Source organism: Pseudomonas sp. R3.Fl, assembly GCF_023516765.1.
Classification (GTDB): Bacteria; Pseudomonadota; Gammaproteobacteria; order Pseudomonadales; family Pseudomonadaceae; genus Pseudomonas; species Pseudomonas citronellolis.
Genome location: NZ_JAMGSO010000001.1, coordinates 3,359,672 through 3,376,452 on the forward strand (window position 1 = coordinate 3,359,672; position 16,781 = coordinate 3,376,452).

The 16,781-nt window shown below is 68.0% G+C and carries 14 protein-coding genes; 10 read left to right on the forward strand and 4 right to left on the reverse strand.

The window, feature by feature from the left end:
* Positions 1–36: 36 nt before the first annotated feature.
* Positions 37–2,217 (forward strand): DNA helicase II, encoded by a 2,181-nt coding sequence (gene uvrD, locus M8R19_RS14800; protein ID WP_074978250.1) that lies wholly within the window; start codon positions 37–39, stop codon positions 2,215–2,217.
* A gap of 221 nt (positions 2,218–2,438) precedes the next feature.
* Here the strand turns inward: uvrD and M8R19_RS14805 are convergent, their stop codons facing one another.
* Entirely contained in the window at positions 2,439–4,196 is a 1,758-nt protein-coding gene (locus M8R19_RS14805) for a cation:proton antiporter (protein ID WP_074978280.1), read from the reverse strand.
* Between the two features lie 249 nt (positions 4,197–4,445).
* Here M8R19_RS14805 and M8R19_RS14810 point away from each other — a divergent pair, with 249 nt between their 5' ends.
* The 3 genes from M8R19_RS14810 (at position 4,446) to M8R19_RS14820 (ending at position 6,851) form a co-directional block, all read left to right on the forward strand.
* A complete protein-coding gene (locus M8R19_RS14810; RefSeq protein ID WP_249918164.1) occupies positions 4,446–5,315 on the forward strand; it encodes a Tim44 domain-containing protein in 870 nt (289 codons plus the stop codon).
* An 817-nt stretch (positions 5,316–6,132) separates the two neighbouring features.
* Positions 6,133–6,534 (forward strand): SMI1/KNR4 family protein, encoded by a 402-nt coding sequence (locus M8R19_RS14815; protein ID WP_249918165.1) that lies wholly within the window; start codon positions 6,133–6,135, stop codon positions 6,532–6,534.
* Between the two features lie 104 nt (positions 6,535–6,638).
* Positions 6,639–6,851, forward strand: a complete 213-nt coding sequence (locus tag M8R19_RS14820; RefSeq protein ID WP_009614860.1) for a YgdI/YgdR family lipoprotein — start codon at positions 6,639–6,641, stop codon at positions 6,849–6,851.
* A 7-nt stretch (positions 6,852–6,858) separates the two neighbouring features.
* Here M8R19_RS14820 and M8R19_RS14825 read toward each other — a convergent pair whose 3' ends face one another.
* Positions 6,859–7,521 (reverse strand): GntR family transcriptional regulator, encoded by a 663-nt coding sequence (locus M8R19_RS14825; protein ID WP_283939465.1) that lies wholly within the window; start codon positions 7,519–7,521, stop codon positions 6,859–6,861.
* 261 nt (positions 7,522–7,782) lie between these two features.
* Between M8R19_RS14825 and M8R19_RS14830 the strand changes: the two genes are divergently transcribed.
* The 5 genes from M8R19_RS14830 (at position 7,783) to ybaL (ending at position 14,350) form a co-directional block, all read left to right on the forward strand.
* Positions 7,783–9,177 carry an aspartate aminotransferase family protein gene (locus M8R19_RS14830; RefSeq protein ID WP_249918166.1) on the forward strand — a complete coding sequence of 465 codons (1,395 nt, stop codon included), beginning with the start codon at positions 7,783–7,785 and terminating at the stop codon, positions 9,175–9,177.
* A gap of 311 nt (positions 9,178–9,488) precedes the next feature.
* Positions 9,489–10,871: a glutamine synthetase family protein gene (locus M8R19_RS14835; RefSeq protein ID WP_249918167.1), complete on the forward strand. Its 1,383-nt coding sequence runs from the start codon at positions 9,489–9,491 to the stop codon at positions 10,869–10,871.
* 194 nt (positions 10,872–11,065) lie between these two features.
* Complete coding sequence (locus M8R19_RS14840) at positions 11,066–11,824, forward strand: SDR family NAD(P)-dependent oxidoreductase (RefSeq protein WP_043269825.1); 759 nt, start codon at positions 11,066–11,068, stop codon at positions 11,822–11,824.
* 142 nt (positions 11,825–11,966) lie between these two features.
* Positions 11,967–12,470: an acyl-CoA thioesterase gene (locus tag M8R19_RS14845; RefSeq protein WP_009614849.1), complete on the forward strand. Its 504-nt coding sequence runs from the start codon at positions 11,967–11,969 to the stop codon at positions 12,468–12,470.
* Positions 12,471–12,652: 182 nt separating this feature from the next.
* Positions 12,653–14,350, forward strand: coding sequence for a YbaL family putative K(+) efflux transporter (gene ybaL / locus M8R19_RS14850; RefSeq protein WP_074980593.1), 1,698 nt, complete (start codon positions 12,653–12,655; stop codon positions 14,348–14,350).
* A gap of 60 nt (positions 14,351–14,410) precedes the next feature.
* On the opposite strand, the gene pdxY is transcribed toward ybaL, so the two are convergent.
* Complete coding sequence (pdxY, locus tag M8R19_RS14855; RefSeq protein ID WP_249918168.1) at positions 14,411–15,280, reverse strand: pyridoxal kinase PdxY; 870 nt, start codon at positions 15,278–15,280, stop codon at positions 14,411–14,413.
* A gap of 124 nt (positions 15,281–15,404) precedes the next feature.
* Here pdxY and M8R19_RS14860 point away from each other — a divergent pair, with 124 nt between their 5' ends.
* Positions 15,405–15,866, forward strand: coding sequence for a DUF3301 domain-containing protein (locus tag M8R19_RS14860; protein WP_074980591.1), 462 nt, complete (start codon positions 15,405–15,407; stop codon positions 15,864–15,866).
* Here the strand turns inward: M8R19_RS14860 and M8R19_RS14865 are convergent, their stop codons facing one another.
* Positions 15,867–16,745 carry an alpha/beta fold hydrolase gene (locus M8R19_RS14865; protein ID WP_249918169.1) on the reverse strand — a complete coding sequence of 293 codons (879 nt, stop codon included), beginning with the start codon at positions 16,743–16,745 and terminating at the stop codon, positions 15,867–15,869.
* Between the last annotated feature and the right edge of the window lie 36 nt (positions 16,746–16,781).

Below are 16,781 nucleotides of genomic sequence, written 5' to 3' on the forward strand. Positions count from 1 at the left end.
GCCGGGCTTTCCCCGCCGTCGGTAGAATGCCGCCCCATGAACGACGACCTCTCCCTCCTGCTCAACTCCCTCAACGACCCGCAGCGCCAGGCCGTGGCCGCGCCGCTGGGCCACCAGCGCGTGCTCGCCGGCGCCGGCTCGGGCAAGACCCGCGTGCTGGTGCACCGCATCGCCTGGCTGATCCAGGTGGAGCACGCCTCGCCCCACAGCATCCTGGCGGTGACCTTCACCAACAAGGCAGCGGCGGAGATGCGCGCGCGCATCGAGCAGTTGCTGGGGATCAACCCGGCGGGCATGTGGGTCGGCACCTTCCACGGCCTGGCCCACCGCCTGCTGCGCGCCCACTGGCGCGAGGCCGGGCTGCCCGAGGGCTTCCAGATCCTCGACAGCGACGACCAGCTGCGCCTGGTCAAGCGCGTGGTGCGCGAGCTGGGCCTGGACGAGCAGCGCTGGCCGCCGCGCCAGGCGCAATGGTTCATCAACGCGCAGAAGGACGAGGGCAACCGCCCGCAGAACATCCAGGCCAGCGGCGACCTCTACCTGGCCACCATGGTCAGCGTCTACCAGGCCTACGAAGAGGCCTGCGCCCGCGCCGGGGTGGTCGACTTCGCCGAGCTGCTGCTGCGCTCGCTGGACCTGTGGCGCAACGACCCCAGCCTGCTGGCGCACTACCAGCGGCGCTTCCGGCACATCCTGGTGGACGAGTTCCAGGACACCAACGCCGTGCAGTACGCCTGGCTGCGCCTGCTGGCCAAGGGCGGCGAGAGCCTGATGGTGGTGGGCGACGACGACCAGTCGATCTACGGCTGGCGCGGCGCGAAGATCGAGAACATCCAGCAGTTCGCCGACGACTTCGCCGGCACCGAGGACATCCGCCTGGAGCAGAACTACCGCTCCACCGCCACCATCCTCAAGGCCGCCAACGCCCTGATCGCCAACAACCACGGGCGCCTGGGCAAGGAACTCTGGACCGACGGGGTGGACGGCGAGCCCATCACCCTCTACGCCGGCTTCAACGAGCACGACGAAGCCCGCTACATCGTCGAGACCATCGAGGACGCCCTGCGCAAGGACGGCCTCAAGCGCAGCGAGATCGCCATCCTCTACCGCTCCAACGCGCAGTCGCGGGTGCTGGAAGAGGCCCTGCTGCGGGAGAAGATCCCCTACCGCATCTACGGCGGCCAGCGCTTCTTCGAGCGCGCCGAGATCAAGAACGCCCTGGCCTACCTGCGGCTGATCCGCCTGCGCGACGACGACGCCGCGCTGGAACGGGTGGTCAACATCCCGCCGCGCGGCATCGGCGAGAAGACCGTCGAAGCCATCCGCAACGCCGCGCGGCTGAACGGCACCTCCATGTGGCGGGCGATCAACGACGTGATCGCCGCCAAAGCCGTGACCGGCCGCGCCGCCAGCGCGCTCAACGGCTTCCTCGAGACCGTCGACCTGCTGGCCCAGCAGGTCGAGGGCATGCCGCTGCACCAGATGACCCAGACGGTCATCGAGCAGTCCGGGCTGATCAGCTACCACAAGGAAGAAAAGGGCGAGAAGGGCCAGGCCCGGGTGGAGAACCTGGAGGAACTGGTCAGCGCCGCCCGCGCCTTCGAGAACCCCGAGGACGAGGACATCCCGCCGCTGGTGGCCTTCCTCGACCACACCGCGCTGGAGGCCGGCGACACCCAGGCCGACGCCTTCGAGGACAGCGTGCAGCTGATGACCCTGCACAGCGCCAAGGGCCTGGAATTCCCCCTGGTGTTCCTGGCCGGCATGGAAGAAGGCCTGTTCCCGCACAAGATGAGCCTGGAAGAACCCGGCCGCCTGGAAGAGGAACGCCGCCTGGCCTACGTCGGCATCACCCGCGCCATGCAGCGCCTGGTGCTGACCTACGCCGAGACGCGCCGCCTGTATGGCAGCGAGACCTACAACAAGGTCTCGCGCTTCGTCCGCGAAATCCCGCCGAGCCTGATCCAGGAAGTCCGCCTGTCCAACTCGGTGAGCCGGCCGCTGTCGGGCAACCAGCGCAGCGGCAGCCTGTTCAGCGGCGCCGGCGTGCCGGAAACCCCCTTCGCCCTCGGCCAGTCGGTACGCCACCCGCTGTTCGGCGACGGCGTGATCCTCAACTTCGAAGGCTCCGGCGCCCAGGCCCGGGTGCAGGTGAACTTCGACAGCGAAGGCAGCAAGTGGCTGATGCTCGGCTACGCCAAGCTGGAGGCGGTGTAGAGCCACCGCCCCCAACTGTAGGAGCGAGCTTGCTCGCGAACGGATTAACCGGCGGCGCCATCGCTGGGACTGTTCGCGAGCAAGCTCGCTCCTACGAAAAGCCCCGTAGCCTCGTAGCCCCGTAGGATGGGTTGAGCGAAGCGATACCCATCACCACGACCGCATGGGTTTCGCAGGGCGTATAACCGTTCGCGGTTATACGCCGCATCGCCCCGGCACGCTCAATGCCCGCCCTTGCCCTGCTCCAGGGTTTCCAGCAGGGCGATCTGCATCCGCGAATGCAGGCGGATGAACCAGCGCCAGCCCACCGCCAGCGCCAGCGCGGCCACCAGGCCCACCACCACCAGCAGCTCGCCCGGCGGCAGGATGCTCGAGCTGAGCGCCGCCAGCAGCAGCATCATGCCGCCCAGGGACAGCAGCGGGATCATCTCGGCGATCACCCGGCGCACCCGCGCGGTGTGGCGCCCGGCGCTCTCGGCCTTCACGCCCATTTCCGCCAGCAGCATGGCCAGCGCCTTGAGCTTGCGGTAGGCGGCGATCAGGAAAGGCAGCGACAGCAGCAGCGCGGCGCCCCAGATCAGCGCCTTGTGCAGCGCCTCGTGCTCGACCCAGTTGGCCAGCCACTCGGCGATCCGCCCGGCGAAGAACGCCAGGCCGAAGAAGATGGCGATCACCAGCACCAGGTTCACCCCCACCTGCAGCAGGATGCGCCGGATCATCCCGGCCAGCACCGCCTTGTCGCCGCGCGGGCGGATGCTGCGCAGCCACTCGCCGTACAGGCCGAACACCCGCACCATGGGCGAAGGCAGGGTGCGCCCCAGGTACAGCGCCAGGGGGTCGGCGGAGCGGATCAGGTAGGGCGTCAGCAGGGTGGTGATGGCCGACACGCCGACCACCACCGGGTAGAGGAAGTCGCTGGTCACCCCCAGGCTCATGCCCAGGGCAGCGATGATGAAGGAGAACTCGCCGATCTGCGACAGGCCCATGCCCACGCGCATCGAGGTGCGCCCGTCGTTGCCGGCGATGTAGGCGCCGGTGCCGCAGGACACCAGCTTGCCCAGCACCACCACCAGGGTGATGACCAGGATCGGCGCGGCGTAGTCCACCAGCACCCGCGGGTCGATGGTCAGGCCGATGGCGACGAAGAAGATGGCGCTGAACATGTCGCGCACCGGCTCCATCAGCCGTTCGATCTGCACCAGCTGGCGCGATTCGGCCATGATCGCGCCGATCAGGAAGGCGCCGAGGATCATGCTGTACTCCAGCTTCACCACCAGCAGGCAGAAGCCGAAGCACAGGCCGAGCACCGTCACCAGCAGCATCTCGTTGCTCTCGAACTTCGCCACGTAGGCCAGCAGGCGCGGCACCAGCAGGATGCCGACGACCAGCGCGACGACCATGAACAGGCTCAGCTTGCCCACCGTGGAGACCACCTGGTCGGCCTCCACCGTGCCGCTCACGGCGATGCCGGAGAACAGCGCGATGATGCCGATGCCGAGGATGTCCTCGATGATCAGCACGCCGAAGATCAGCTGGGCGAAGCGCTCGTTCTTCAGCTTCAGGTCGCCCAGCACCTTGATGATGATGGTGGTCGAGGACATCGCCAGGATGGCGCCGAGGAACAGCGAATCCATGGTGTTCCAGTCGAACAGCCGGCCGATCTCGAAGCCGGCCCAGATCATCAGGGTGATCTCCAGGAAGGCGGCGATGAACGCCGTGGCGCCGACCTGGAACAGCTTGCGCAGGGAGAACTCCAGGCCCAGGCAGAACATCAGGAAGATCACCCCCAGCTCGGCGAGGGTCTTGATGGTCTGCTCGTCGTGCACCAGGCCGAAGGGCGGCGTGTGCGGGCCGATGATCACCCCGGCGATGATGTAGCCGAGCACCACCGGCTGCTTGAAGCGGTGGCAGAGGATGGTGACGAAACCGGCGATCAGCATGATCACCGCCAGGTCCTGGATGAAGTCGATAGCGTGCATGGCGGCGGTCCTCGCGCGATGTGGCAGTGGGGGGATCGCGCGGCCAGCGGCCCCGCTAGGGCGCCAGCCTATCAAACGGCCAGCGTCTTCGAGGCCGCTGAAAAACCCGGTTACAGACCTTCGCAGCCCTTCTGGCCCAAGACCTGGCGCGGCGCAGGGGCAATAGCCGGAAACAAAATCCGGCTGGTTCCTGGCGGCCATGCTCGGCAACATGACGCGCGTCGTATTCCAACCAAGAGAATGACCCCAATGAAGCGCTTTCTCAGCCTTGCCATGGCCTTCTGTGTCGCCGTGACGCTCAGCCTCGACGTCAATGCCGCCAAACGTTTCGGCGGCGGCAAGAGCATGGGCTCGGCGCCGAGCCACCAGACCCGCCAGGCGCAACCGAACACCGCCCCGAACACCCCCAACGCCGCCGCTCCCGCAGCCGGTGCGGCGGCAGGTGCCGCCGCCGCTGGCGGTGCATCCCGCTGGCTCGGCCCGCTGGCCGGCATCGCCGCCGGCGGCCTGCTGGCCTCCATGTTCATGGGCGACGGCTTCCAGGGCATGCAGTTCCTCGACATCCTGATCATCGCGCTGATCGCCTTCATCGCCTTCCGCTTCATCGCTTCCCGTCGCCGCCAGCAGGCCCAGGGCCAGCCGGCGATGGCCGGCCATGCGCCGCAGCAGCGCGAGATGCCGGCCGCCCAGCCGTCGCCGTTCGGCGCCAGCGCCCGCCCGGCCGCGGCCGCTCCGGCGATCAACGCGCCGAGCTGGTTCGACGAGCAACGCTTCGTCGGCGCCGCCCGCGAGCACTTCCTGTCCCTGCAACAGCACTGGGACGCCAACGAGATGGACAAGATCGCCGAGTTCGTCACCCCGCAGATGCTGCAGTGGCTGAAGCAGGAACGCGCCGAACTGGGCGACGGCTACCAGTCCACCTACATCGACAACCTGCAGGTGCAACTGGAAGGCGTCGACGACCAGGCCGACAAGACCATCGCCACCCTGACCTTCAGCGGCCTCTCCAAGACCTCGCGCTTCGACCAGGGCGAAACCTTCAGCGAAAGCTGGCGCATGGAACGCGCCCAGGGCCAGGACCAGCCCTGGCTGCTGGCTGGTATCCGCCAGAACGGCTGATGGCTTCTGCCGTAGGGCTGTTCGCTTGAGCAAGACAGAACGCCGTTTCCCTCTACCGGGAAACGGCGTTTTCGTATCCGGGAGTGCCACCGGGGCGTCCGGCGTAGTCGGTGAGTCCAATCGCGGACAGAGTCCGCTCCTACGGCGGGAGGAATACCGTGCCTCCCGGCAACCTGTAAGCGGGCCCTGCCCGCGATTTCGCGCGCAGGGCGCGCTCCTACAGGGGAATGGCGCGAGTGGGCAGCGTAGGAGCGGATCTCATCCGCGAATCGCGCCGGAGGTTCCGGCCATCGCGGACAAGGTCCGCTACCCCCTCCGGCAAACACGAGACCCGTAGTATGGTGTTGAGCGAAGCGATACCCATCACCGCAACCGCATGGATTTCGCAAGCTCAACCCATCCTACGAAAAGCGCCCCGGCGCAAGACGGTTGCTCCTACGCCCGCGCTTCCTGGAACCGTAGGAGCGGACTCTGTCCGCGATTCGGACTTCCAGAGAAACCTCTGCGCGCACCGGAACGCCCCTTCAGAAGGCCGAGCGAAGCCCGCACTCAGGAGGTCATGCGACATGAATGTCGCGAGAGCCCCGATGGGCTGCAGGGACGTACCCTCGACGGGAGACACCTGGTCCGGGCCTCCGTGGCGGGGAATTCGCGAGGGTAGCCCGGAACCACCCCAATGGCGCCTGATCGACACCCCGCTCAGGACAGCCCCCACCCCAATCCCTTCCACTCGTCCGCCAAACACCCCCGACGTGAACTTGCGCCCAGGCCCGGCTACTACTGTATAAAGCGCCCCAGTCAATCGAGAGGCCCTGCCGTGGAAGACGTCATCGAACAATTGCGTGAACTCAACGAGCCCGTCCCTGTCCCCCTGGAACTGCCGGACGAGGAACTGCTGGTGGAGATCGAGGAAGAGCTGCTGATCGGCCTTCCGTCGGAATTCCGCGAGTTCCTCCTCAAGGTCAGCGACGTCATCTACGGCCGCCTGGAGCCGGTCACGGTGACCGACCCGCACTCCCATACCTACCTGCCGGAGGTGGCCGCGGTGGCCTGGGCGATGGGCCTGCCGCGCGAGCTGATACCGCTCTGCGCCGATGGTGACGACTACTATGCGGTGGCCCAGGACGGCGAGGTGGTGCTCTGGGCGGACGGCGAACTGACCGAGGAAACCTGGGACTCGGTGTGGACCTGGGCACGCGACGTATGGTTGGACACCTGAGCCCGGAGCACTGAATTTCCAAGCGGAGCGGTTGTCACAGTGGCTACCGAGCGTGTACCCAAACCTTCTGCCAAGGCCGGTCCACGATGTCCCTTGGAGACTCTATGAAGCTGAAATTCCTACTCCTCAGCGCGCTGCTGTTCGGCCTGGCCGGCTGTGCCGACAAGGCCGTAGTGATGCTGAACGACGGCAGCGAGGTCCTGGTAAAGGACCATGCCGATTTCGACAAGTACCACGACTACTACGAGTTCGAGCAACTCGACGGGCAGACGATCCTCATCCGCAAGGAAAACGTCCGCTACATCAAGACCGAGTGACGCGCCCTCAGCGCGTCACGCTCGCCCCCGACTCCAGCGCCAGCAGATTCAGCAGGTATTGGCCGAAGTAGGCCAGGTCCTGCTCGACGGCCGCCCGCGCGCCGCGGGCATCGCCCCGCCGGATCGCGTCCAGGGCCTGGCCGTGGAAGTCGTTCAGGCGCAGCGACAGGTCGGCGCCGGTGAACAGCCGGTTGAAAAAGGGCCCGACCTGCAGCCACAGCGCCTCGATCATGCGCAATAGCGTAGGGTTGCCGCAGGCGCGGTAGAGCGTCAGGTGGAAGCGGCTGTTGTGCTCCAGGTAGGCCTGCACGTCGCGACGCCGCACGGCCTCCTCCATGGCTTCGGTACAGGCCTGCAGGACCTCGATGTCCGCCCCTTGCAGGCGCGGCACCCCATCCTCCACGGCAAGCCCCTCCAGTGACCGGCGAATCTGCAGGATCTGCAGGAAGCGCTCGCGGGTCATCAGCGGCACCCGCAGCGAGCGTTGCGGCTCGCCCTCCAGGGCACCCTCGGCGACCAGCCGCTGCAGCGCGGCGCGCACCGGCATCGGGCTGGTGCCCCATTCGTCGGCCAGATCGCGGATCTTCAACCGCTCGCCGGGCTGGAAGCGCCCGCTGAGCAGGGCCTGGCGCAGGTTCTGGTACAGCTGCTGCTGGAGGTTCTCGGCCATGGCGTCACTCCGCGCGGGCCGGCGGCGCCGGCAGTTGGGCGAAGGTCAGGCTGCAGTTGTGCGTCATCATCTTTTCCCTTGTTCCGATCAGGCATTCGCGGCGAGCGCCACCCGGCCTTGCCAGTGCGCTCCCATGAGCCATTCTGGTTTGTGATCACAAATTCTGTTGAGAAGAAAGATTAACAGGCGTCCCGCAGCATGTATTGACTTTTTTGTGATCACAAACGGAAGATGTGCAAAAAAACAAACGAGGTGTGCAAGATGACCGCCAGCGGAATCGCCCAACAGGCCGTGGATCTATTCACCGCCCGCGAACGCCAACGCTTCCTGGAACAGAACCCGAAATCCGTGGCCCTGGCCGAGCGCGCGCGCAACTCGCTGTACGCCGGCGTGCCCATGCACTGGATGGCCGACTGGTCCACCCCCTGCCCGCTGTTCGTCGAGCGCGCCAAGGGCGCCCGCTTCTACGACGTCGACGGCCACGAGTACGTCGACTTCTGCCTGGGCGACACCGGCACCATGTTCGGCCACTCGCCGGACCCGGTGGCCCGCGCCATCGCCGAGCAGGCCAACAACGGCCTGACCACCATGCTCCCGGGCGAAGACGCCGTGGTCTGCGGCGAACTGCTGGCCGCGCGCTTCGGCCTGCCATTCTGGCAGGTCACCGCCACCGCCACCGACTCCAACCGCTACGTGCTGCGCTGGGCCCGCGCCGTCACCGGGCGCAACACCCTGCTGGTGTTCGACGGCTGCTACCACGGCACCGTCGACGACGTCATGGTGCGCTACCGCGACGGCGAGACCGTGCCGCGCTCCGGCCTGGTCGGCCAGGCCTACGACCTGACCCAGTACAGCCGCTCCATCCCCTTCAACGACGTCGAAGCGCTGGAAGCCGCGCTGGCCAGAGGCGACGTCTGCGCCCTGCTGTGCGAGCCGGCGATGACCAACATCGGCATGGTCCTGCCCGATCCGGGCTTCCTGCAGAAGTGCCGTGAGCTGACGCGCAAGTACGGCGCGCTGCTGATCATCGACGAAACCCACACCATCTCCACCGGCATCGGCGGCTGCACGAAACTGTGGAACCTCGACCCGGACTTCTTCGTGGTCGGCAAGCCGATCGCCGGCGGCGTGCCCTGCGGCATCTTCGGCTGCAGCGCGGAAATGGCCGAGAAGATGCTCGCCTCGCGGCAGAAGGCCCAGGAAGACAGCCATGGCCACGGCCACAGCGGCATGGGCACCACCCTCTCGGCCAACGCCCTGGCCATGCACTGCATGCGCGCCAACCTGGAACAGGTGATGACCCAGGCCGCCTACGAGTACATGCTGCCGCTGGCCAGGCGCCTGGCCGACGGCTTCCGCCGGCTGATCGCCAAGCACGGCCTGAAGTGGTCGGTGACCGAGCTGGGCGCGCGCAGCGAATTCCAGTTCTGCCCGGTCTCGCCACGCACCGGCGCCGAGGCCGAAGCGGCCTTCCACGACGAACTGCAGATGGCCCTGCACCTATACCTGATCAACCGCGGCATCCTGATCACGCCGTTCCACAACATGACCCTGTGCTGCCCGGACACCAGCGAAGCCGACGTCGACCACCTGATCGATACCCTCGACGCGGGCATCACCGAGCTGCTGGCGATTCCTGGCGCGCGGGAAGCTTGATGCAACGCGCCCCTGGGCCCACCCGAAATACCGTCGCAGGAGCGGACTCCGTCCGCGATGCCTTCCGCCGCCTGCCGGCGGATCGCGGATGAATCCGCTCCTACGGTTCCAGGAAGCACTGCTCTTCGTAGGATGGGTTGAGCTTGCGATACCCATCACCACAGCTGCACCCGAACCTGTAGGAGCGAGCTTGCTCGCGAACGCTCTTTGCAAATCCGCAGCGGGGCGGGTTCGCGAGCAAGAACTAGGCGTCCCCCTCGCTCCTACGAAAAGCAAAAATCCCCGGCGCCAAGCGCCAACCGAGGACCATCATGCAATTCGCCGATCGAAAGGAAGCCGAAGCCTTCCTCGCCGCGCACCCCGAGGTACGCAGCATCGAGCTGTTCATCATCGACGCCAACGGCATCCCGCGCGGCAAGCTGCTGCACCGCGACGAGCTGCTGGCCATCTACGACAACGGCCGGCCGCTGCCCAGTTCGATCCTCGCGCTCACCGTGCAGGGCGAGGACGTCGAAGGCACCGGGCTGGTCTGGGAAGTCGCCGACGCCGACTGCTGGACCTACCCGCTGCCCGGCAGCCTGACCCTGCAGCCCTGGCGCAGCTCGCCTACCGGCCAGCTGCAGGTCAGCATGCACCCGACCCAGGGCCTGCCGGCCACCCCGGCGGACCCGCGCCAGGCGCTGGTGCGCGTGGTCGAGCGGCTCAAGGCCGAGGGCCTGCACCCGGTGATGGCGGTGGAGCTGGAGTTCTACCTGCTGGACAAGCAGCGCGACGCCCAGGGCCGCCCGCAGCCGGCGCTGCAGATGAACGGCGTGCGCCCGCAGGCGCCGCAGGTCTACGGCGTGTACGAGCTGGAACAGGTACAGCCCTTCCTCGACGACCTCTACGCCGCCTGCGAGGCCCAGGGCCTGCCGGTGCGCACGGCCATCTCCGAATACGCCCCCGGCCAGCTGGAACTGACCCTGGAGCACCGCTTCGACGTGCTCCAGGCCATCGACGAAGGCGTGCGCTACAAGCGCCTGGTCAAGGGCGTGGCCAACAAGCACGGGCTGCAGGCCTGCTTCATGGCCAAGCCGTTCGGCGACCGTGCCGGCAGCGGTATGCACCTGCACGTCAGCCTGGCCGACGAACAGGGCAGCAACCTCTACGCCAGCGAGCTTTCCGACCTTGAAGGCCCCCAGGGCACGCCGCTGCTGCGGCACTCCATCGGCGGCATGATGGCCACCCTGCTCGACTCCCTGGCCATCTTCTGCCCCAACGCCAATTCCTTCCGCCGCTTCCAGGCCAACAGCTACGCGCCGCTGGCCAAGAGCTGGGGGGTGAACAACCGCACCGTGTCCTTCCGCGTGCCTGGCGGCCCGGCCAAGAGCCGGCACATCGAGCACCGCATCTGTGGCGCCGACGCCAACCCCTACCTGGCCGCCGCGGCGATTCTCGCCGGCATCCACAAGGGCATCCGCGAACAGCTCGACCCGGGCGCGGCCATCGAGGGCAACGGCTACGAGCAGGCCCGCGAGTTCCTGCCCACCGACTGGCTCACCGCGCTGCGCGCCCTGGAGGCCTCCAGCTGGGCCCGCAAGGCGCTGGGCGAGGAGTTCCTCAAGGTGTTCCTGGCCATCAAGTGGGAGGAATACCGCCAGTTCATGGGCGAGGTCGGCGAGCAGGACTGGCGCTGGTACCTGCACCACGCCTGAGCCACGGCGACCATCAGTCGCCTACGAAAGCTCCAGCGGGATTTACGAAAAAATTACCCTGGCAAAGCGAAGATTCTGGTCTTTTCTTGGTCAGTAGAGACAGAGGGCCGCCCGTGCGGCCCTCTTCCTTGCGGCGTGCCGCCACTGCCTGACGGCGCGCCGTTTCCCTATCAGGCAGGGAGATCACTCAGTCAATGAGCACACCCGTTGTTCTGATCACCGGGGCCGCCGGCGGCCTCGGCAAGGCCATCGCCAAGCGCTTCGCCCAGAGCCACTGGCGCATCGCCGCCACCGACGTCGACAAGAGCGGGCTGCACGCGCTCAACGCCCAGGTGCCGCTGGATGCCAGCGCCGTGGCCGACCTGCGCCGGGCGGACAACTGCCAGAGCCTGGTGGCGGACATCCTCGCCCGCACCGGCCGCCTGGACGCGCTGGTCAACGCCGCCGGGGTCTGGCGCGAGGGCCCGGTGGAGAACTTCAACGAGGACGACTTCGACCTGGTCCTGGGGGTCAACCTCAAGGCCGCGTTCTACATGTGCCAGGCCGCCACGCCCTACCTCAAGGACAACCGCGGCTGCATCGTGAACATCTCCAGCGACTCCGGGCGCCAGGCCTACCGCGGCTCGGCGGCCTACTGCGCGAGCAAGGCGGCGCTGACCATGCTCACCCGCACCCTGGCCCTGGAACTGGCCGCGGACGGCGTGCGCGTCAACGCCATCTCCCCGGCCGACATCGCCACGCCCATGCTCGACTACCAGGCCGAGCGCTACGGCCAGGGCAACCCCGCCGCCTACAAGCTCGGCCTGCTGCGGGATTATCCACAGGGCAAGGAAGCGCGCTTCATCCGCCCGGAAGAGGTCGCCGACCTGGTCTGGTACCTCTGCGGCCCGCAATCCGAAGCCATCACCGGCGCCGACCTGGCCATCGACTTCGGCCTTTCCGCCGGCCGCTGAGCCGCGCCGCGCGCCAATCGCCCGGCGATTGGCGCGCGCCCCTGTTCGCCGGGGCCAATGGGGGGTATAGAAAAGAGTGTGTCGCGGGGCTGGGCGCAGTGCGTCCAGTCTTGGCACCCCCCACCCGCCTTGCGAGAGCGATATGGAACCCGGCAACCACCAACTCAGCATGACCGTCCTGATGACCCCGGACATGGCCAACTTCTCCGGCAACGTCCACGGCGGCACCCTGCTCAAGTACCTCGACGAGGTCGCCTACGCCTGCGCCAGCCGCTACGCCGGCCACTACGTGGTGACCCTCTCGGTCGACCAGGTGATCTTCCGCGAGCCGATCCACGTCGGCGAACTGGTGACCTTCCTCGCCTCGGTCAACTACACCGGCCGCACCTCCATGGAGATCGGCGTGAAGGTGGTCACCGAGAACATCCGCGAGAAATCCGTGCGCCACACCAACAGCTGCTTCTTCACCATGGTGGCGCTGGACGACGAGCGCAAACCCACCGCCGTGCCGCCGCTGCAGCCGGTCACCCGGGAGGAGCGCCGGCGTTTCGCCCAGGCCCAGCAGCGTCGCCAGCTGCGCCAGGAACTTGAGCAGCGTTACCAGGCAATTCGTGAAGAATGGGACAAGGATGCCGACATTTCTTGACAAGATTTCTCAAGTGCCGCTGAAAAAGTCCGGCGCGTCAACGAGTTAACCTTGTGCGTTGGCAAGGCCGAAAGCCTCGCCAGCGCCTAGACTTGCCCAATCCGCGGGTTTGCCCCCGTGATCCACCTTCGAACCACCACCCTCCCGGGGCGGCGGTTCCCTGCGTGCCCGGAGCCCAGACCATGCACCACACACCGCTACTGACCACCCTCGCCGTCGGCTTCGTGCTGGCCTTCATCCTCGGCGCCCTGGCCAACCGCCTGCGCATCTCGCCGCTGGTCGGCTACCTGCTGGCCGGCGTGCTGGCCGGGCCCTTCACCCCCGGCTACGTCGCCGACCAGGCGCTGTCGACGGAAATCGCCGAACTGGGGGTGATCCTGCTGATGTTCGGCGTCGGCCTGCACTTCTCGTTGAAAGACCTGCTTTCGGTGAAGGCCATCGCCATCCCCGGCGCGGTGGTGCAGATCGGCGTGGCCACCCTGCTCGGCATGGGCCTGGCCTGGATGATGGGCTGGCCGCTGGGCGGCGGCCTGGTGTTCGGCCTGGCGCTGTCGGTGGCCAGCACCGTGGTGCTGCTGCGCGCCCTGGAGCAACGCCAGCTGATCGACACCAAGCGCGGGCGCATCGCCATCGGCTGGCTGATCGTCGAGGACCTGGCCATGGTCCTCACCCTGGTGCTGCTGCCGGCGCTGGCCGGCACCCTCGGCGGCAAGGCCGAGGACGGCGCCAGCGGCGGCATCCTGCTGCCGATCCTGCTGACCCTGGGCAAGGTGGTGGCCTTCGTCGCGGTGATGATCCTCGGCGGCCGCCGCGTGGTGCCCTGGGCCCTGGAGAAGATCGCCGCGACCGGCTCGCGCGAGCTGTTCACCCTCGCCGTGCTGGCCATCGCCCTGGGCATCGCCACCGGCTCGGCGGTGGTGTTCGGCGTGTCCTTCGCCCTCGGCGCCTTCTTCGCCGGGATGATCCTCAACGAATCCGAACTCAGCCACGAGGCGGCGGAAAACTCGCTGCCCCTGCGCGACGCCTTCGCCGTGCTGTTCTTCGTCTCAGTGGGCATGCTGTTCAACCCGGCGATCCTGATTCACGAGCCGCTGCCGGTGCTGGCCACCTTCCTGGTCATCGTCTTCGGCAAGTCGGTGGCCGCCTACGTCATCGTGCGCCTGTTCGGCCACCCCAACAGCACCGCGCTGACCATCGCCGCCAGCCTGGCGCAGATCGGCGAGTTCTCCTTCATCCTGGTCGGCCTGGGCGTGACCCTCGAACTGCTACCCGAGCAGGGCCGCGACCTGGTGCTGGCCGGCGCCATCCTGTCGATCCTGGTCAACCCGCTGCTGTTCATCGCCATCGAGCGCCTGCAGGCGCGCAAGGAAGGCGCCCAGCCCAGCGAGGCGCAAGCGCAGGACGAGGACCTGCCGCCGCCGGTGCGCGAACACGAGCACGCCATCCTCATCGGCCACGGCCGCGTCGGCGAACTGGTCAGCGCGCGCCTGCAGAAGGACGGCACGCCGCTGGTGGTGATCGAGGACAAGCGCGAGAAGGCCGCCGAACTGCGCGAGCGCGGCCTGAGCGTGGTGGTCGGCAACGCCGCCAACCCGGAAGTGCTGGCCCTGGCCAACATCACCACGGCGCGCTGGCTGCTGATCGCCATCCCCAACGGCTTCGAAGCCGGGCAGATCGCCAGCCGCGCCCGTGCGGCCAACCCCGAGCTGGACATCATCGCCCGCGCGCACTTCGACGCCGAGGTGGAATACCTGGAACAGAACGGCGCCAACCTGGTGATCATGGGCGAACGCGAGATCGCCCAGGGCATGTACCAGCGCGTCGAGCAGCAGCACGACACCCCTGCGCCGCAGCCGGATGGGTTGCCGCAGTCCGCTTGAGTTCGCGGCGGGTGCCGAGCGCTTTCGGCCCCGCCTCGACGACAGGGCCTGACGCCTCCCTCAGATCGCCTTCGCCTCGAAACGCACCCGCGGGTGGGCGATGCGGTCCTGGGCGCGCACCAGTTCCAGCTCGTAGCTGCCGCAGTGCTGGGTCTCCAGCAGCACTTCGTGCACCGCCGCGGCGGTGAACTCGAAGGCCGTGCAGGGCGCCTCGCCCAGCAGCAGGCGGGCCAGGAACAGGCCGGAGGTCAGGTCGCCGACGCCCACCGGCTGCCGCGGGAAGGCCAGCAGCGGGCGGCGCAGGTGCCAGCTGCCCTCGGCGCTGACCAGCAGCATCTCGAAGGCGTCCGACGGCTTGCCCGGGTAGTTCAGGTGCTTCACCAGCACCGCCTTCGGGCCGCGCGCCAGCAGGCTGCGCGCCATCTCCACGCAATCCTCCAGGGATTGCGGGCTGCGCTGGCAGAAGCTGTCCAGCTCCAGCTGGTTGGGGCACAGGTAGTCGGCCACCGCGGCGGCTTCCTGGAGCAGGAACTCGCCGACTTCCGGGGCCACTATGCAGCCCTTCTCCGGATGGCCCATCACCGGGTCGCACAGGTAGATCGCCCGCGGGTTGGCCTCGCGGATGCGCGCCAGCGCCTCGAGGATCGCGCGGCCCTGGGCGGCGCTGCCCAGGTAGCCGGAAAGCACGGCGTCGCAGTTGCCCAGCTCGCCGATGGCGGCGATGCCCTCCACCAGCGCCGGAATCTGCTCCGGCGGCAGCACCTGGCCGGTCCAGTGGCCATACTGGGTATGGTTGGAGAACTGCACGGTGTGCAGCGGCCAGACGTTCACCCCGACGCGGCGCATCGGGAACACGGCGGCGCTGTTGCCGGCATGGCCGAAGACGACGTGGGACTGGATGGCGAGGACGTGGGGAGTGCGCGACGACATGACGAATTCCTGCAACTGGATGTGTCAGTATGGGGCGCAAATCACCACCTGGGAACCGGCGGCTCTCGCCGCTTTCCTACAGACTCGGTAAGCTGGAGCGCCTCTTCCCGAGCGGAGCCTTGAAGTGACCTTGGGCAACCTTTTCGTATTCCTCCTGCTGGCCACGGCCGCCGCCTGGTGGTGGCGCGCCCACGGCATCCGCGAGCGCGCCCTGCAGCTGGCGCGCCAGCACTGCGCGCGGCAGGGGGTGGAGCTGCTCGACGAGAACGTCGCCCTGCGTCGCCTGCGTCTGCGCCGCGGCGCCAACGGCATGCTCTGCCTGGCTCGGGAATACGGCTTCGAGTTCACCGCCAGCGGCCAGGACCGCTACGACGGCAGCATCACCATGCTCGGCCAGCGCCCCGGCCCGATCGAGCTGGAGCCCTTCCGCTTCCACCCCGAGCCCCACGAGGTGCGCGCGGTGGTGGAGATCGCCCAGGCCCTGCCGGCGCCCGCGGCCGAGCCGCAGGCGCCGCGGCACAAGGCCGAGGTGGTGCGACTGGACGAGTGGCGGCGCAACCACGCCGACAAGAAGGTCGGCGACTAGCTACTCGTGCCCGAGCAGGAAGCGCGCCACCCGCTCGGCGCTGTCCTGTGGATATTCCTGCATGAAGCAATGCCCGCCGGCGACGCTCTGCCCGCCGACGTGGGTGTTCTGCGCGCACCAGCGGGCCACCGACCTGGGCACGAAGGGGTAGGTCTGCTCGCCGAACAGCACCAGGGTCGGCGTGCTCACTTTCGCCAGCGACGGCCACAGGCGCTTGGGGAAGGAGCTGAAGATTTCCGCCTCGCGGCTCGGCCGGCATTTCAGCTCGACGCCGTCGTCCACCGCCTTGATGGCGTTCTCCACGTAGGCCCATAGCGCCTCGTCGGTCCAGCCCTTGAAGATGCCGCGGCCGTGCAGGCCGGCGTAGGCGGCGGCGCGGTCCGGCCACTGGCTGCGCCGCGCCCTGGCCTTCTGCACCATGGCCCGGCGCTCGTGCAGGCCGAGCACCTCGGACAGCGCCATCACGCCGATCATCGCCGGGGTGAACAGCACCGGGTCGAGCAGCGCCGCGCGTTCGAACAGCCGCGGATGGCGCGCCAGGATCAGGCTGCTGAGCACCCCTCCGAAGCTGTGCCCGCAGGCGTAGCGCGGCACCTCGCCGTAGACCGCGCGGCCAGCCTCGAAGGCCTCCACGGCCATCTCGGCGTTGCGGTTCCAGCCGTGGAAGCGCCCGCCGTGGTCGCTGTCGCCGTGGCCCTGGACGTCGCACAGCCAGAGGTCGAAGTCCCGCGCCAGGTGCTTGAGCATCGGCTCGTAGGCACGCCCGCAGAAACCATTGCCATGCAGGAAGTGCAGCAACGGCTTGCCGCTGGGTTCGCTGCGCCAGCCACGCAGGGTGAAGCCGGCGGAACAGGAATGGGACCAGGCGATCAGCTGCATCGGACGTTCTCCTCGAGGGTCGCGCAGTGTAGCGAC

Bases quoted from the DNA above. Each gene is read 5' to 3' on its own strand.
- uvrD (WP_074978250.1), top strand. From the start codon at position 37: ATGAACGACGACCTCTCCCTCCTGCTCAACTCCCTCAACGACCCGCAG.
- M8R19_RS14805 (WP_074978280.1), bottom strand. From the start codon at position 4,196: ATGCACGCTATCGACTTCATCCAGGACCTGGCGGTGATCATGCTGATC.
- M8R19_RS14810 (WP_249918164.1), top strand. From the start codon at position 4,446: ATGAAGCGCTTTCTCAGCCTTGCCATGGCCTTCTGTGTCGCCGTGACG.
- M8R19_RS14820 (WP_009614860.1), top strand. From the start codon at position 6,639: ATGAAGCTGAAATTCCTACTCCTCAGCGCGCTGCTGTTCGGCCTGGCC.
- M8R19_RS14825 (WP_283939465.1), bottom strand. From the start codon at position 7,521: ATGGCCGAGAACCTCCAGCAGCAGCTGTACCAGAACCTGCGCCAGGCC.
- M8R19_RS14830 (WP_249918166.1), top strand. From the start codon at position 7,783: ATGACCGCCAGCGGAATCGCCCAACAGGCCGTGGATCTATTCACCGCC.
- M8R19_RS14835 (WP_249918167.1), top strand. From the start codon at position 9,489: ATGCAATTCGCCGATCGAAAGGAAGCCGAAGCCTTCCTCGCCGCGCAC.
- M8R19_RS14840 (WP_043269825.1), top strand. From the start codon at position 11,066: ATGAGCACACCCGTTGTTCTGATCACCGGGGCCGCCGGCGGCCTCGGC.
- M8R19_RS14845 (WP_009614849.1), top strand. From the start codon at position 11,967: ATGGAACCCGGCAACCACCAACTCAGCATGACCGTCCTGATGACCCCG.
- ybaL (WP_074980593.1), top strand. From the start codon at position 12,653: ATGCACCACACACCGCTACTGACCACCCTCGCCGTCGGCTTCGTGCTG.
- pdxY (WP_249918168.1), bottom strand. From the start codon at position 15,280: ATGTCGTCGCGCACTCCCCACGTCCTCGCCATCCAGTCCCACGTCGTC.
- M8R19_RS14865 (WP_249918169.1), bottom strand. From the start codon at position 16,745: ATGCAGCTGATCGCCTGGTCCCATTCCTGTTCCGCCGGCTTCACCCTG.